14 protein-coding genes and 1 tRNA gene are annotated in these 16437 nt (G+C 42.7%); 10 read left to right on the forward strand and 5 right to left on the reverse strand.

Annotated features, from left to right (window positions below; translation table 11 throughout):
- Positions 1-61: 61 nt before the first annotated feature.
- The 4 genes from JMY09_RS08125 to JMY09_RS08140 are packed head-to-tail and all read right to left on the reverse strand — an operon-like array spanning position 62 to position 2106.
- Entirely contained in the window at positions 62-379 is a 318-nt protein-coding gene (locus tag JMY09_RS08125) for a hypothetical protein (RefSeq protein WP_201623097.1), read from the reverse strand.
- A 10-nt stretch (positions 380-389) separates the two neighbouring features.
- On the reverse strand, positions 390-680 hold the full coding sequence (locus tag JMY09_RS08130; RefSeq protein WP_201623098.1) for a hypothetical protein: 291 nt from the start codon (positions 678-680) through the stop codon (positions 390-392).
- Positions 677-1879, reverse strand: a complete 1203-nt coding sequence (locus JMY09_RS08135; protein WP_201623167.1) for an Arm DNA-binding domain-containing protein — start codon at positions 1877-1879, stop codon at positions 677-679. Before JMY09_RS08135 ends, JMY09_RS08130 begins: the two co-directional genes overlap by 4 nt.
- 11 nt (positions 1880-1890) lie before the next feature.
- Positions 1891-2106: a hypothetical protein gene (locus tag JMY09_RS08140; RefSeq protein ID WP_201623099.1), complete on the reverse strand. Its 216-nt coding sequence runs from the start codon at positions 2104-2106 to the stop codon at positions 1891-1893.
- A 150-nt stretch (positions 2107-2256) separates the two neighbouring features.
- On the opposite strand from JMY09_RS08140, the gene JMY09_RS08145 reads away from it, so the two are divergent.
- On the forward strand, positions 2257-2481 hold the full coding sequence (locus tag JMY09_RS08145; protein ID WP_201623100.1) for a helix-turn-helix domain-containing protein: 225 nt from the start codon (positions 2257-2259) through the stop codon (positions 2479-2481).
- A 241-nt stretch (positions 2482-2722) separates the two neighbouring features.
- On the opposite strand, the gene JMY09_RS08150 is transcribed toward JMY09_RS08145, so the two are convergent.
- Positions 2723-2799: transfer RNA gene (locus JMY09_RS08150), tRNA-Val, on the reverse strand.
- A gap of 488 nt (positions 2800-3287) precedes the next feature.
- On the opposite strand from JMY09_RS08150, the gene bhcA reads away from it, so the two are divergent.
- From bhcA to JMY09_RS08195, 9 genes are all read left to right on the forward strand, one after another.
- On the forward strand, positions 3288-4451 hold the full coding sequence (gene bhcA / locus JMY09_RS08155) for an L-aspartate--glyoxylate aminotransferase BhcA (protein ID WP_201623101.1): 1164 nt from the start codon (positions 3288-3290) through the stop codon (positions 4449-4451).
- A gap of 54 nt (positions 4452-4505) precedes the next feature.
- Entirely contained in the window at positions 4506-5486 is a 981-nt protein-coding gene (gene bhcB / locus JMY09_RS08160; RefSeq protein WP_201623102.1) for a beta-hydroxyaspartate dehydratase BhcB, read from the forward strand.
- Between the two features lie 152 nt (positions 5487-5638).
- On the forward strand, positions 5639-6790 hold the full coding sequence (gene bhcC, locus JMY09_RS08165) for a 3-hydroxy-D-aspartate aldolase BhcC (RefSeq protein ID WP_201623103.1): 1152 nt from the start codon (positions 5639-5641) through the stop codon (positions 6788-6790).
- A 140-nt stretch (positions 6791-6930) separates the two neighbouring features.
- On the forward strand, positions 6931-7929 hold the full coding sequence (gene bhcD / locus JMY09_RS08170) for an iminosuccinate reductase BhcD (protein WP_201623104.1): 999 nt from the start codon (positions 6931-6933) through the stop codon (positions 7927-7929).
- 374 nt (positions 7930-8303) lie between these two features.
- A complete protein-coding gene (locus JMY09_RS08175; RefSeq protein WP_201623105.1) occupies positions 8304-10652 on the forward strand; it encodes an FdhF/YdeP family oxidoreductase in 2349 nt (782 codons plus the stop codon).
- 132 nt (positions 10653-10784) lie between these two features.
- Complete coding sequence (locus JMY09_RS08180) at positions 10785-11792, forward strand: formate dehydrogenase accessory sulfurtransferase FdhD (protein WP_379606630.1); 1008 nt, start codon at positions 10785-10787, stop codon at positions 11790-11792.
- A gap of 529 nt (positions 11793-12321) precedes the next feature.
- On the forward strand, positions 12322-12975 hold the full coding sequence (locus tag JMY09_RS08185; protein ID WP_201623107.1) for a 2Fe-2S iron-sulfur cluster-binding protein: 654 nt from the start codon (positions 12322-12324) through the stop codon (positions 12973-12975).
- On the forward strand, positions 12972-13964 hold the full coding sequence (locus JMY09_RS08190; protein WP_201623108.1) for an FAD binding domain-containing protein: 993 nt from the start codon (positions 12972-12974) through the stop codon (positions 13962-13964). The genes JMY09_RS08185 and JMY09_RS08190 overlap by 4 nt, the downstream gene beginning before the upstream one ends.
- A gap of 2 nt (positions 13965-13966) precedes the next feature.
- Positions 13967-16420, forward strand: coding sequence for a xanthine dehydrogenase family protein molybdopterin-binding subunit (locus tag JMY09_RS08195; protein ID WP_201623109.1), 2454 nt, complete (start codon positions 13967-13969; stop codon positions 16418-16420).
- Positions 16421-16437: the final 17 nt, after the last annotated feature.

A 16437-nucleotide genomic window follows, 5' to 3' on the forward strand; every position in this document is an offset into this window, starting at 1 on the left:
TGTCGTCAAAAAATAAAAAGCCAAACAACCTAGGCTGTTTGGCTTTAAATATTTAAAAAAATTATCGGTTGTTATGCTCACGCCATGCGGCGTGCTCACATACCTCACAACACCAGCTCTGTTTTGAGCGCATATAAGGAATGTCTGCTGGTACCTCTAAAGGACAAATATAGCCACAGTATTCGCATAGCACATCATCTAAATAAGCAAAACATTGACCTATCGTCTCAAATAAAACGTGTGAGCTGATACTATGTTTTTGGCAAACTGCTTTTACATGCTCGATATAATCACTGTCATTATCGTATGACCAATAGTCTGTACAAATTCTCAGATCCCGTGCGTTCTGAGTCATATTAGGTTGAAGTTTTACACTCATAGCACTCTCCTCAGTAACCATATCCAGTTTGTGGTAGTAGTCCGTAAAGCTCACTCTCTAGCTGACCACACATCTCATCAAGTACATAGTCAGGATTGGCATCTAATCGCTTCTGCACCCAAATGCGCAATGCCATATGATTATCGAAGCAACTATCAATACTTAAGAGCCGAGCCAAACCAACCCCTGATCGAATACAGAGCTCACAAATCAAAGTATTGGTAATACGATTGGCATCTTCACTGACATGACCACTGGGCTTAAACTTAGCAAATAGGCTATCGTAATCAATGATTTTCATTGCGACGTCTCCTTGTCAGTAAATATTTGAGCAACCTGACTGCGACTAACCAAAGCTTCAAAAGCGCTGCCATCTTGACGGGTCATATTGGGCACATAACGGCTATAAGTATTGAATAGCATCTTAGTCGTAGAATGTCCCATTTGACTGGCAATCCATTCAGGACTCTCACCAGCAGCTAGCCATAACGTCGCTGCCGTATGACGGCTTTGATAAGCATTACGCTTTTTCAGACCTAAGATCTTAAGAGTAGGGTGCCAAACACGCTTATTCACGTTGTTATAATCCAACGGCTCACCCGTATGCGCACAGAATACATAGTCAGAGCGCTTATAAGTGATGGCTTGTTGCTCTAGTAGAGCATCAAAAACCCAAGGCGACATTTGAATCGCTCGATAAGACTCTTGAGTCTTAGGCGGCACAATCTTGCCTTTAACCAAAGCCTGCTTAATTACAATCTCACGGCGATCAAAATCAATGTTCTCCCATATCAGTCCATCAATCTCACTAGTACGCATACCAGTAAAAAAGCGCACCAGATAATAATTATGATAGTCCGCTCTGACACCATTAATAAACTTCCAAACCTCCTCCAGAGTAAAGGGCTGGATATCGGTCTTAGGCTCCTTGAGAGACTTAATATCATCATATGGATTATCAAACTTGTAGCGTTTAGCCGCTTCCTTTAGTATCATACCTAAAGGTACCATTATCGAATTGATGCGTGCCGCTGACAGATGTTTGTTAGCTTTTCCGTACGTTACTTTGGCGAGCGATGAACGGAAGGCTAATACATCTGTCTTTTTTATGATATGAATGGGCTTAGTCCCAAAGCTAGGCAATAAATACATATCAATGATCTCCTGTATTTTGCGTTTATAGGTATCACGCCACTCGATCTCCTTTTCAGAAAACCATAATGTGGCAAATTGTTTAAATGAAGGGGTGTCACTTTGAATACATTCCTTACGATCATTCAAAGCCATCATCTCGTCGCATTTTTCACTTTTGGGAAAATACTTAGCATAGCTAAATATGCCCAAAGTAATTTCTGCCTCCATTTTCTCAATTACCTTCTCCAGCTTCTTGCGATTCGCTGGCGTGTCTATGAGGTTTGTCGTCTCCCTGCAACGTTTGCCCATGTAATGAAAGTCAACGAATAGCATGTTGCTACCTTTACGTGTTCTGATACTAGCCATCATACTTCTCCCTATTGTAGTGCCATGGCGTTAATGCTACCGGCGATACCATTACGCATATCTTTTTCGATCTCTTCCCAGATGTATAAAATCTTACGTCCGCCAAAAGGACGTATGTAATGAATTCCTTCGATAAGTACGCTATCTTTGAGCTCGTTGCGGATAGTACGCGGGTTGTATTTGATAAGTTCAGAAAGCTCTTGGGTCGTTAGGTAGGTATGTGACATAATAAATTCCTTGTAAGCCAATTAAACAACTAGATTGTTTCATCGATATAACAAATAATCCCATAGAATTATTTTGTTATTCAATAGAAGTACTTTACTTGTTAATGTTAGTCAATACAAGTACTTTTTTAGTCTATTAAGGAATTATTGATGATTTTATGTAATTTGCCAGTGCTATTAGCTGAACGACGTATGAAGGTAGCAGATTTAATAAGAATGACGGGAATTAGCAAGTCAACTATGCATAAGGTTTATAACGAACAGACCTCAAGAATAGACTTCGAGACTATGGATAAAATTTGTGAGGCATTGGAGATTGGAGTGGGTGATTTATTCACTTACGTACCCAACGAGTCGGTAGAGAAAGAGAGGTAAACTAATTTTAAGGTAGTTTTATTGAAGTTGGAGTAGAGGTCAAAAACACTATTTTGAGAGACAGGTGAAATTGATAGAAGGCACAGTTTGGGCACAATTTAGGCACACAGAATTTTTGGTGCAATTTTTCTCCGATTAGAAGCATCAAATTTTTGATTAATATTAACCCTACGTTTCCCCTACAGCCCATATTTTGCAGGCAAAAAAAAGCCCCAGTCGTTAAACTGGGGCTTTCTAAATTTGGTAGGCATAAGCAGACTCGAACTGCTGACCTCTACCATGTCAAGGTAGCGCTCTAACCAACTGAGCTATACGCCTATTTAGGTTGAGCATTTTAGCAACTTTTAGAAAGTTTGCAAGCATTATTTTAGATTATTAAATTATCAGTTTAAATTGTTAGCTAATAGCGGTAAAATATTAATACCAGCATAAGGCCTAATTAAAATATGCTTGTAATAAAATTATTTTCCCTGTATGTTAAACAACACCTCTAGTATATGCTATAATTTTTTGAATGGTTGCCGAGTATCTACAATTCCTCAACCAAAACCTCTTAGTTTATCATCCCCAAAAACGATTACCGCAAGACACACCATAAAAAGAAAGCAGTAAGCAGTAGAGTGATAAATCACCTGCAACTCCTTTCTCTTGACATGGTTAATTTTTAAATCTGTACAACACGAAAATCTGCTAAACACAAAAAATACAACTGTATGAGTCGGGAAGACTCTTGCCTTAAATCTGTTCGATAACCTACTCATACAATTTTTGTGTCACCTTTTTACACACTTACAAGGATGTAAATCATGTCGCTACAAAATCCTATTTTTATCCCTGGCCCTACTAATATTCCAGAAAGATTACGTCACGCGATGAACGTGCCTACTCAAGATCACCGTGCTCCTGACTTTTCCGATACCTTTTTACCAGTGCTTGCTGATGCCAAAAAAGTATTTGGCACCGAAGAGGGCGAAATCCTTCTGTTTACCTCAAGTGGCACAGGCGGCTGGGAAGCGGCTATCAGCAATACTTTATCTCCTGGTGATAAAGTACTCATCGCTCGCTACGGTATGTTCTCTCATCGCTGGATCGATATGTGTCAACGTCATGGATTAGATGTACAAGTTATTGAATGTCCTTGGGGCACTGGTGCTCCTGCTGATCAGTTTCAAGCTATTTTAGCGGCAGATACCAATCACGAAATTAAAGCATTAATGGTCACCCATAATGAAACAGCAACTGGTGTATTAAGCGATATTGGTGCTGTACGTGGTGCTATGAATAGCGCAGATCATCCAGCTTTATTATTTGTTGACGGCGTCAGCTCAATCGCTTCTGTGCCTTTTAAAATGGATGAATGGGGTGTTGATATTGCGGTAGCCGGTTCACAAAAGGGTTTTATGCTGGCAACAGGTATGGCCATACTAGCTATTAGCCAAAAGGCTCTAGCAGCAATGGAACAAGCCAAATTGCCACGTACTTATTTTGACTTTCGTGACATGTTAAAAGCTAATGCTAATGGCGGCTTCCCTTATACGCCACCACTAAATCTGATTTATGGCATGAGAGCTAGTCTTGATATGCTGTTTGAAGAAGGTCTTGAGAATGTCTATGCGCGTCATCATCGCTTAGCTGAAGGCGTACGCCAAGCCGTTAGCGCATGGGGCTTTAAGTTATGTGCCGTATCTCCTGATTTATATTCTGAAACCGTAAGTGCGATATATGTTCCTGAAGGTTTCAATAGTAATGAGCTGACTGATCATGCCTTTAATAAATATGGCATATCTTTCGGTGTCGGCTTAGGCGAGATGGCCGATCGTGCCTTTAGAATAGGGCATTTGGGCTCACTAACTGAAGTAATGGTTCTAGCAGGGCTGGCAGCTATTGAGATGGCAATGGTTGATTTGGATTATCCAATCACCTTAGGTCAAGGCGTCGCTGCTGCCCAAGAGTATTACCGCAACACCTAAATAAAAAGCAGCTAAATAAGCAACCAAATAAATAACTAATAGGGAGTATCTTTTATGATTACAAATGATGATGGATTAACGATTCCAACCCTCGATGATATGTTAGAAGCTCATGAGCGTATTAAGCCGTACATTCATCGCACACCTGTTTTGACTTCTCGATTTTTGAACGAGTTAGCTGGTTGTGAGATGTTTTTTAAGTGTGAAAACTTTCAAAAAGCGGGTGCTTTTAAAGTTCGTGGTGCTTCAAACGCCGTATTTGGCTTGACTGATGAAGAAGCCAAAAACGGTGTTTGTACGCACAGCTCAGGTAATCATGCATTGTCTTTATCTTATGCAGCGGGTCAGCGCGGTGTTCCTTGTAATGTCGTTATGCCATATAGCGCACCAGAAGCTAAGAAAGCTGCAGTACGTGGCTATGGTGGTATTATTACTGAGTGCCAACCTTCTACCACTTCACGTGAAGAAGTATTTGCTAAAGTTCAAGCAGAAACTGGTGGCGACTTCGTTCATCCGTATAACGATCCACGAGTAATCGCTGGACAAGCAACTTGTTCACGTGAGTTCTTGGAGCAAATGGAAGAGATCGGCGTAAAACCTGACATGGTAGTGGCTCCAATCGGCGGCGGCGGCATGATATCAGGTACTTGCTTGACCTTATCTAACTTAGCTCCTGATGTAAAAATATATGCAGCAGAGCCATTGAATGCTGATGATGCGGCGCGCTCATTTAAAGCCGGTCATATCATCGCTGATGATGCGCCTGAAACTATTGCTGATGGCTTAAAAGTGCCGCTTAAAGATTTGACGTGGCATTTTGTCAGCAACTACGTTACTGATATCTTGACTGCGACAGAAGAAGAAATCATTGAAGCGATGAAGCTGACGTGGACTCATATGAAAATTATCATTGAGCCAAGCTGTGCCGTACCGCTTGCCGTCATTCTAAAGAATAAAGATGTGTTTGCAGGCAAGAAAGTTGGCGTGATTATCACCGGTGGTAACGTTGATCTTAATAAACTGCCTTGGAACTAATTTTAAATCATTAAGCATTAAGCATTAATGCTGAGTATGATATTTAAATACTTGGCATAACAAAACTGGGCATTCATTAAGCGTGGTTATTGCGCAAGTTAATGACCCTTTTATAATCACATACAATCGATCAAAACAAATGGAGCATTAGTATGATTACTGAAGAATTAGAAGTTGGTTTTAACGTCCCTGCTGAAGTTGGCATGAATGAAGCAGATATCCAAACCCCTTGCTTGATATTAGATCTTGACGCCCTTGAGCGTAACATCAAAAAAATGGGCGACTATGCTAAAGACCATGGTATGCGTCACCGTAGCCACGGAAAAATGCATAAGTCTGTAGATGTACAAAATCTACAAGAAGAAATGGGCGGCGCTATTGGCGTTTGCTGTCAGAAAGTTTCTGAAGCAGAAGTATTTGCACGCGGCGGTATCAAAGATATCTTAGTATCAAACCAAGTACGTGAGCCTGCTAAACTTAAGCGTTTGGCCAACTTACCTAAACTAGGTGCAAACATCACCGTTTGTGTCGATGATGTTGATAGTGCTGCTGAGTTATCAGCTGCGGCAACTGAAGCTGGCACTCAACTGAACTGTTATATCGAAATTGACTGTGGTGCTGGCCGTTGTGGCGTAACTACTACTGAAGCAGTAGTAGAAATTGCTAAAGCTATTGATGCTGCTAAAAACATCAAGTTCACTGGTATTCAAGCTTATCAAGGTGCGATGCAGCACATGGATAGCTACAGTGATCGTAAAGCTAAAACCCAAGTTGCTATTGATCAAGTACAACACGCTATCGATGCGCTAACAGAGATTGGTCTTAAGCCAGAATTCGTTTCAGGTGGCGGTACTGGTAGTTATTATTTCGAAAGTAATTCAGGTGTTTTCAACGAATTACAGTGTGGTTCTTACGCCTTTATGGATGCCGACTATGGTCGTATCTTAGACGAAGACGGCAACCGTATCGATGCTGGCGAGTGGGAAAATGCGTTATTCATCCTGACTTCAGTGATGAGCCATGCTAAACCTGATAAAGCTATCGTTGATGCGGGCCTAAAAGCTCAGTCAGTAGATAGTGGCCTACCATTCATCTATGGTCGTGATGATGTTGAATACGTTAAGTGTTCGGATGAGCATGGCGTCGTTAGCGATCCAAACGGCGTATTAAAAATCAATGAAAAACTAAAACTAGTACCAGGTCATTGTGATCCTACTTGTAACATCCATGATTTTTATATCGGTGTTCGTAATGGTAAAGTCGAAAAAGTATGGCCTGTATCTGCACGTGGTCGCGCATACTAATAACGACAAGTTAAATTAGTTTAATCTTAGTAGTTTAGTTTAAAGGGGCTGTTGTAGCTTTAGCCTACAACAGCCCTTATTATTTAAACGGAGCTAAGTTCAAAATTATTTAAGAATTTGACAATAAAAAGGAATTTACAATGAGTGAAGCAAACAGTGCTAATAACGAAGGTTTAATCATCGTATCAGAAGACGCTTGTAAGTCAGTAATCGATCGTGATTCGGCGTTCACTGCGGTTGAAAATGTATTTGCGTCAATGTCGAAAGGCGATGCTTATAACTTCCCAGTTATTCGTGAAGCTATCGGTTATGCTGATGCACTCTATGGTTTTAAATCAGGTTTTGACCGTGCTGGCAAGTCGCTAGGTCTAAAATCAGGTGGCTATTGGCCCGGCAATGCTGCTAAAGGCTTGACTAACCATCAGTCAACGATTTTTTTATTCAATCCTGACAATGGTAAATTACGCGCTATAGTAGGCGGTAACTACTTAACAGCTGTACGTACTGCAGCAGCATCTTCGGTATCAATCGCTCATCTAGCACGCAAAGATAGTAAAGTTATCGGTATGGTCGGTGCCGGTCACCAGTCTACTTTTCAGCTACGTGCTGCTCTTGAGCAACGCAGCTTTGAAAAAGTAGTCGCTTGGAATAAAGATCCAGAGCATCTAACTAACTTACAAGCCGTAGCCGATGAAGCGGGTATCCCATTTGAGTCAGTGGATCGTGAGCAGTTATGTGCAGAAGCTGATGTCATTATTACTATTACTTCAGCGTTTGAGCCATTGCTTATGAAAGAGTGGATCAAGCCGGGTACGCACATCGCTTGTATGGGTACTGATACAGTGGGTAAGCAAGAAGTTGATCCCGCTCTAATAGCCTCTGCTACTGTATTTACTGATGAGATCGCCCAATCGATCACTCTTGGTGAAGCGCAACATGCAATCAAATCTGGCGCGATCAAAGAGTCTGATATTACCACCCTAGGTGACGTAATCAATGGCGATCATCCAGGTCGTAGCTCAGATGATGAGATCACTCTGTTCGATGGTACTGGGGTTGGCTTGCAAGATTTAGCAGTCGCTTCCGCTGCTGCAAGACTTGCTGTCGAGAAAGGTCAGGCTCAGCATATCTCGTTGTAATTCTTCAAATTAATAGCTTTTATAGCAGCCAAATATTTATTATTTGGCTGCTTTTTTTGCGCTTTACTTTAACTGCAATTGTTGTAATATTAGAGATATTGAAGTTTCGTTCTCTTTATCTTCGTGCTGCTATTCCTTTTTTACCTTCAATGCTCACAATAGTTACCGAAAATATACCAAAAAATTATTATTTAACCGGCCGTTCAACTTACCCTCCTTGTCTATAGTGCGTAACACTTATTAATAATTATATTTGTAAGAACATCGCTACTATTGAGTTTCTCGTCACTATCTACACAGCGCATTTAGTATTATTTAGCCCCAGCTATCTATTCACAGCCATTCATCACAGCCACTTATCTTCGAGGTTTATCATGCGCAAAATTCCTATCTACTCTCATCCTGCCGCTGGTTGGCCTGCGCTGATTGCCTCTACTCATAAACTTATGGACTATAAAGCCTTGACCCGTGGTGGCTTGAGTGTTTTTAGTAGCAATCAGCCTAACGGTGGTTTTGACTGTCCAGGCTGTGCTTGGCCAGATCATAAATCGCATAAAACCATCGATGTTTGTGAGAACGGCATCAAAGTACTTGCTAGTGAGACTATGTCCACTAAGGCCGACGCTAAGTTTTTTGCGCAGCATACGGTGACGGAGCTACAAGGCTGGAACGGTTACGAGCTTGAGCATAGTGGGCGCTTATCAGAGCCTATGGCTTATGATGCGGCGCAAGATCGTTATGTACCAATAGCTTGGGCAGATGCTTACGCACGTATCGCTGAGCAATTGAAACAGCTTGATTCACCAGATGAGGCGTTATTCTATACTTCAGGTCGAGTAACCAATGAGCCGGCTTTTTTATATCAATTGTTTGTGCGCTGTTTTGGTACTAATAATTTACCTGATTGCTCTAATATGTGTCACGAGCCGACTTCAGTAATGCTTAGTCGGCAGTTGGGCATCGGTAAAGCTACGGTTAAGTTAGAGGATTTTCAACAAGCTAAGTTGATCATGATGTTTGGACAAAACCCAGCGACCAACCATCCCCGTATGTTAGAGATGTTGGCGCATGCCCATAAGCAAGGTTGCAAAATCATTTCTATTAATCCTATGCGCGAGCAGGGACTAGCAGCATTTAGAAATCCGCAAAAGCCAACTCACATGGCTGCTGGTCAAAGCGACGCTATGGTAGATAATGTCATTCAAATCCAAATTGGTGGCGATGCGGCATTATTGACTGGTATGGCAAAATGGCTCACTAAAAATAATAAGATCGATACCGATTTTATTAAACAGCATACTTCTGGTTTTGAGGCATTAGATCAGTGGCTACGCCAGCAGTCTTGGACAGATGTGGAGCGTGGCTCTGGTATTAGTAAAGATGAGATCATCAGTGTTGCACGTCTAGTTGCCGAGAGCCCCCAAACTATTTGTACTTGGGGTATGGGTATTACTCAGCATGTGCAGGGCGATGACAATGTAGCGATGATTACCAATTTATTGCTATTGATGGGCATGATCGGTATTGATGGGGCTGGCGCGTCCCCTGTACGTGGGCATTCCAATGTACAGGGCGATCGCACTATGGGCGTTCATGAGCGTCCTAATCAGAGCTTGCTTGATAGTTTAGAGCGTGTTTTTAAGCGCCCTATGCCGCAAGAAGATGGCCATGATGTGGTCTCTGGCGCTAAAGCTTTAATAAGCGGGAAGATTAAAGCTTTTGTGAGTATGGGGGGTAACTATGCGGTAGCTGCTCCTGATATGAGTGCGATTCAACAAGCCTTGCGTCAGACCCAGCTTAATGTTTTTGTTGCCACTAAGCTCAATGGCACTATGCTATATCCGGGTACTAACAACCTGATTTTACCTTGTATCAGCCGTACTGAGATTATCTTAACGGGTCAAGGTAAGCAGTTTGCGACGACTGAGGACTCCATGTGTCAGATATCACGATCGCAAGGCAATCTTAAACCGATCAGTGACAGCATAAAATCTGAAGTACAAATAATTGCAGATATGGCGACCCAAGTACTTGGTGCTGAGTCGGCTATTCCTTGGCAAGCTATGGGCGAGGATTTTGATATCATTCGTGATTATATTGCTGAAGCTATTGACGGTTTCGAGAACTTTAATGAGCGCATCAGAGAGACTGAGCGTGGGTTTTATTTGTATCATCCAGCACGTCATCGGGTTTGGAATACTGACAGCGGCAAAGCGCAATTTGAAGTCCCAAAGTATCCGGTTACTTATGTAGCCGCACAGATGGCACAGGCGAATACACAGCTACAATCGAGTACCGATAATAATAGCAATGTTACTGGCACTATTAGCACGGCTGCTAAACAAAAAGTATGGCAATTAACTAGTGTGCGTAGTCATGATCAGTTTAATACTATGATCTTTGGCTATCAAGATCGCTACCGTCAGACCGATCGCCGTGATGTGTTGTTTATGCATCCTGATGAGATAGCACGCTTAGGCTGGCAAAAGGGGGATAGCGTGATGGTCATGCGCCAAGATAGTAACAATCAGTCACGTACTTTAGGACCATTGATAATCACTGAGATGGACATTGCTGCCAATGCGGTGGCTACTTATTATCCTGAGTGTAATGACTTATTTGATTTAGATACTCATGCGCCAGATTCGCATATACCTGCCTATAAGTCATCAACCGTTGTTTTAGAACGGGTCAGCGACAGTACCTTGGCAGCTTCTGCTTAGATATCTTTTAACATGAAAATGAATATTGTAGGTCTAGCTTCGATAAAGTCGTCAGCCTACAATATCTATTTTCATAGCGCTTATGACTGTTAACTCTATTCATCTCATTACCATTAAAGATAGCGCTCAATGATTAAAAATAATTCTCACCTCATCGCTCAAGCTATTTCTGAAACTCTCAACGCTGCTGCTACGCCACTCGCTCGTGAGCATTTAGCAGAGCAGCACCGTAGTTCTTCAATCTTAGATAGTAATCAAAAGCAAGCCACTCAGTCTATTTCTACTGAACATCAAACCACTAGTTTAGCGGTAGAGGCAGCAGTGGCTATTGTTATCAACGGTATTCACTATGCCGTACTAATGGCTAGTCCTAGCCAGCTGGAATATTTGGCTATTGGGTTTTTATTTAGCGAAGGATTGATCGAGCATAGCCATGAGTTGTTGGATTGGGAAGTGACTCAATTGACTGATGCTGCCAGCTTTCAAGCTTTTGCCACAGACAGTAGGGTTGAGCAGCAGGACCAGCTTAATGCTATAGATGAGTCAGGGGTGCTTGCAGATAATCTACAACACTTATTAGATTATGATATTTATATAGTTGAGCTAGTACTGAACCAGCGCCGTCATCAGCGCATCCAAGCGCAAAAGCGTATGCTGGCGGGACGTACTGGCTGTGGTATGTGTGGTATCACAGGACTTACCCAAGCTTTACCGGATTTAAGTCCGTATTCGCAGATTAATTCACAGCACACTACAGTAAAGCGACCTAGTCTTGATCGTTTGTTAGCGATACGAGCACAAGTCGATGCCAGTCAACATACGCACCAATTGACGGGGGCCGTTCATGCAGCAGCCACCCTGCAAAAAGATCAGTTATATTTGTTTGAGGATGTAGGACGCCACAATGCACTGGATAAACTGATTGGTTGGCAACTGCGACATAAGCATGAGATCGATTGTGTGGTTATGACTTCGCGATTGTCTATTGAGCTAGTACAAAAATCCATCCGTATGCGTTTGCCTTGGCTGATAGGTATGTCTGCCCCTACTAGTACAGCGGTACGGGTTGCAGAGCGTTATGGGTTAGGGCTGGCTGGATTTTTACGTGATAATAGAGTGACTTTTTATACCGGTTACTAAGATATTATGCTGCATAGCTCAATTTATAATTCATTTTGTAAAAAACAGTTTGCTGAGAAGATTGCAGTAAAATATAGCTCTGTTCTTCATAGAATTAACCACATGTAGCTAGTGTTGACTTGGACATTATAGAGGCTAAAAATTTAGTCGTCACACTTGCAGGTAAACACCGATTGCCGAATATGGTAGATCAAATAGACAAACTCAGGCAGTACTCATTAGACTTTAGAAAAATATAACCAGATTCTCTAAGTAATTATCATTTATATTCTCAGTAAAAAAATACCCTGTAAGCAGTACAAAGCTGAAACAAAGTCTACTTGTCGAATAAGTCATAATAAATTTCTTTTATTGCTGACCCCTCTAGTAATCATTAATTACCTTTAACTGTTAATGACCTTTAACCGTTGTGTTAATAGTTACAGCTAGTAGCTATAACTGTAATTAATCATTGTCATGAGTAATAAGTGAATAAAAAATAAACTCAGCCTTGTAGATAGCCCTTACCACTTGCCAGCGAGAAGCCAGCATGCTTACTTTAACGATTAACAAAAGCGATTATCAATTCGATAATCTTGACCCGCGTACCACTTTACTTGATGTCTGCCGTCAGCATCTACACATTACGGGACCCAAAAAAGGCTGTGACCACGGTCAATGCGGTGCTTGTACTATGCTTATTAATGGTCGACGAGTGAATGCTTGCTTAACTTTAGCGGTGATGCATGACGGCGACGAGATCACTACTATTGAAGGGATCGGCATGCCAGATTCGCTATCGGACTTGCAACAAGCCTTTAAAGATCATGATGCCTTTCAGTGTGGGTATTGCACGCCTGGACAGATTTGTTCAGCAACAGCATTGATAGCAGAGATCAAAGCGCAGTGGCCCAGTTATGTGACTACTGATTTGAGTAATCCTGATGGCTTGTTACTACAAGAGATATCTGAACGTATGAGTGGCAATCTGTGCCGCTGCTCAGCTTATCCTAATATTATCAATGCCATTCATCAAGTGCTCTCAGAGCAACTAGCAACACCTGCCTTAACTACAAATAACCTTGCCAGCTCAAGTAAGGCAGCTACCGTAACTGGTATTTGGTCGCCGCCGCCTAGCCAAACTCAGCTCGGTAAGCAAGCAGCAGCATCGACAAGTAGTAAGTCTAAAGGAGAGCGCTCATGAAACGTTTTGAATATATTCGCGCTCTTGAGCCGCAGCAAGCGGTTATGTTTGCTACTCCTAAAGACGCTTCTTTTATTGCTGGCGGCACCAATCTACTCGATTTGATGAAGTTTGAGATTGAGACGCCACTTAAGCTGGTTGATATTAATCGCTTAGAGTTAGCACAAGTTGAAGAAACAGCTGACGGCGGCCTACGTATCGGTACGCTAGTGACCAACAGTGACTTGGCGGCGCACCCAACAGTGATTGCCAATTACCCAGTATTATCTAGAGCCATTTTAGCGGGAGCTACTGGACAGTTACGTAATAAAGCCACTACTGGTGGCAATCTCTTACAGCGCTCGCGTTGCTATTATTTTTATCAACCAGATAGTGCTTGTAACAAACGTGAGCCAGGGTCTGGCTGTCCAGCTATTAATGGTGAGAACCGTTTATTAGCGATTTTGGGTACTAGTGAGTCTTGTATCGCTCAGCATCCCTCGGATATGGCAGTAGCTATGCGGTTATTAGATGCCAGCGTTGAAACCCTAAAGACTGATGGCAGTACGCGACAAATTGCGCTAGCAGATTTTTACTGTTTACCAAAAAATACGCCAAATATCGAAACCGTATTAGAGACTGGCGAGCTAATTACTCATGTGACTTTGCCTGCTCCTATTAAAGGTATGCACACCTACGATAAAGTCCGTGACCGTGCCTCTTATGCCTTTGCCGTAGTTTCTTGCGCGGCGGTAGTAGAGGTTGACGATAATAATAAATTAGCTACAGTACGTTTAGCCTTTGGTGGTATTGGTACTCAGCCATGGCGTAATACCGCGGTTGAGGCACTATTAATTGGCAGCGATGGCAATACTGAGGTGATTAACCAAGCCGCAGATTTATTATTAAAAGAGGCTAAAGGTAGTGGTCAAAATGACTTTAAGATACCTTTGACTCGTCGTCTACTAAAACAAGTTATTCAACGCGCATTAGCGAATCAGGGAGCATAATCATGGCACTATTTGCATCGGAACCGACCAAAAAGCTAATGATGAATGAGCCTACTGAAACACTGTTCGATCAAACGGCTAGCAAGCTGGTTGGCAAACCTATTAATCGGGTAGAGGGTTCACTGAAGGTGAGTGGTCAAGCCACTTATAGTGCAGAATTTTATTTAGAGAACCAAGCTTATGGGGTATTGGTTGGTGCCACTATCGCTAAAGGTAAAGTCGATAAAATAGACAGTAGCGCAGTTGAATCTATACCTGGAGTGATTAAAGTTGTCACTGACCCCAAGCATTTTTTGCGTAACGCTCAGCAGGGTGGAGCTACTAAATCACCGACTCAAGGCGCCACAGAGATTTTTTATCATGGTCAACCTATTGCTGCGGTGATCGCTGAGACTTTTGAGGCGGCAACTGAAGGGGCCAAAGCGCTCAAGGTTACTTATAAAGATGAGACTGAGCAAGCGGCGTTAGATTTTAGTAAAGAGTTACCTAATACTCATGAAGTAGATGAAAAACAAGGTTCAGACAAAAACGCTGAGCAAGGCGATCCTGAACAAGGGTTGAGTGACTCAGCAGTGACTCTCGACCGTACTTATCAGACGCCGAGTCAAAACAGTTCTGCTATGGAGCCGCATGCGACTTTAGCGCACTGGGAAGGGGACAAGCTGATTATGTACTCCTCTAACCAAATGCTAGCTTCTTGTAAAAAGCAAATCGCTGATGCGCTAGATTTGGACGCTGATAATGTACAACTGATCGCTCATTACGTTGGGGGTGGTTTTGGTAGTAAGCTTGGTATCTCACCTGAATCCATCGCTGCTGCTATTTCGGCCAAAGAGTTAGGTCGACCAGTACTGATTACTATGACCCGCCCGCAAGTGATGGAAGCGACGATAAGACGCTCAAATACTCGTCAACGTATAGCGATTGGCTGTAATGAAGACGGTATTATTAATACGCTTATTCACGATACGGTCTCCAGCAACTTACCGGGAGAAACCTTTTTTGAGCCTGCAGCACTATCTACTAAGTATCTATATCGCGGTGAAAATCGCCGAGTAGATTATCAAATGGTAGATATGAATCAAGTGCTATCGGGCTCGATGCGTGCCCCTGGCGAGGCGGTCGGACAGATAGCTTTAGAGTGTGCGATGGATGAATTAGCGATCAAGCTAAATATTGATCCTATAGAGCTACGCCGCCGTAATGAACCTGAGCAGGATCCTACTCAACAGATTCCTTTTTCAACTCGCAGCCTTATCGCTTGTATCGAACAAGGGGCGGAACAGTTTGGTTGGGATCAGCGCCTAGCGCTTCCTGCCAGTCGTTTAGAAGGGGATTGGTGGCTAGGTATGGGTATGGCTGCTGCTGCTCGTGGCAATAGTTTAGGACCCTCTCAGGCACGTGCCACTCTACAAGTAGATCGCTCTAAAGCGCTGGGGGTCAAAGCTATTATCGAGACGGATATGACCGATATTGGCACAGGCTCTTACACGGTGTTTTCTCAGATTGCGGCTGACTTATTAGGCTTACCGATTGACCATATTGAAATGAGACTCGGAGATACCAGCTTGCCGCCAGCAGTGGGCTCCGGCGGTAGTATGGGAGCGGCCAGTTCGGGTAGTAGTATTTATCTGGCCTGTCAGCAGTTGCGTGAGATGTTAGCAGAAAAAGTCGGTCTCTATGCCGATACCATTCAATTGGATAACGGCTATGTCAAACAAGCGGGCGAGCATGAGGCGACAGTTACAGAAGCTACTATTGAGGCGGGTAAAAATATCACTAGCAATGTTGTCCATAAAGCCACAGAGCTCGTTGCTAAGATAGCAGAAAAAACAGACATTCATTTGCCTAAGCCAAAACGCTCTACTGAGCCAGCTGATGGTAAAACAGACTATGACTTTAGTAATTTTCAGGGTTATCCGTTAGTTGATATCATTGCTGAGTACAACGAGCAGTTGATTAGTGCTAAAGGGGCAATCGCTCCTGGCAAGAATGAAAAAAGTTATCGTCAAGCATCATTTGGCGCTAATTTTGCGGAAGTAGCTGTGCATAGAGTTACCGGCGAGATCAGAGTCAAACGTATGACTGGTGCTTTTGCAGCAGGACGTATCCTCAATCATAAAACTGCTACTTCACAGTGTTATGGCGGTATGGTGTTCGGGATAGGTTCAGCGTTAATGGAGCAGGTCATCCATGATAAGCGTGATGGTCGTCTATGTAATCATGACTTGGCTGAGTATCATATTCCGGTCAATGCCGATGTCCCGCAGCTCGAGGTTATCTTAGTAGAAGAGGATGATGCTTATACTAATCCTATGCATATAAAAGGTATCGGTGAGACGGCTATTGCTGGTGCAGCCGCTGCTATTGCTAACGCTGTTTATAACGCAGTAGGGATAAGAGTTTATGATTTTCCAATCACTATGGACAAGCTGCTGGGTGAGCTGCCAGAGTAGTCGTTACCAGTAACAAC

The sequence above is a fragment of the Psychrobacter urativorans genome (genome assembly GCF_904846695.1).
GTDB lineage: Bacteria > Pseudomonadota > Gammaproteobacteria > Pseudomonadales > Moraxellaceae > Psychrobacter > Psychrobacter urativorans.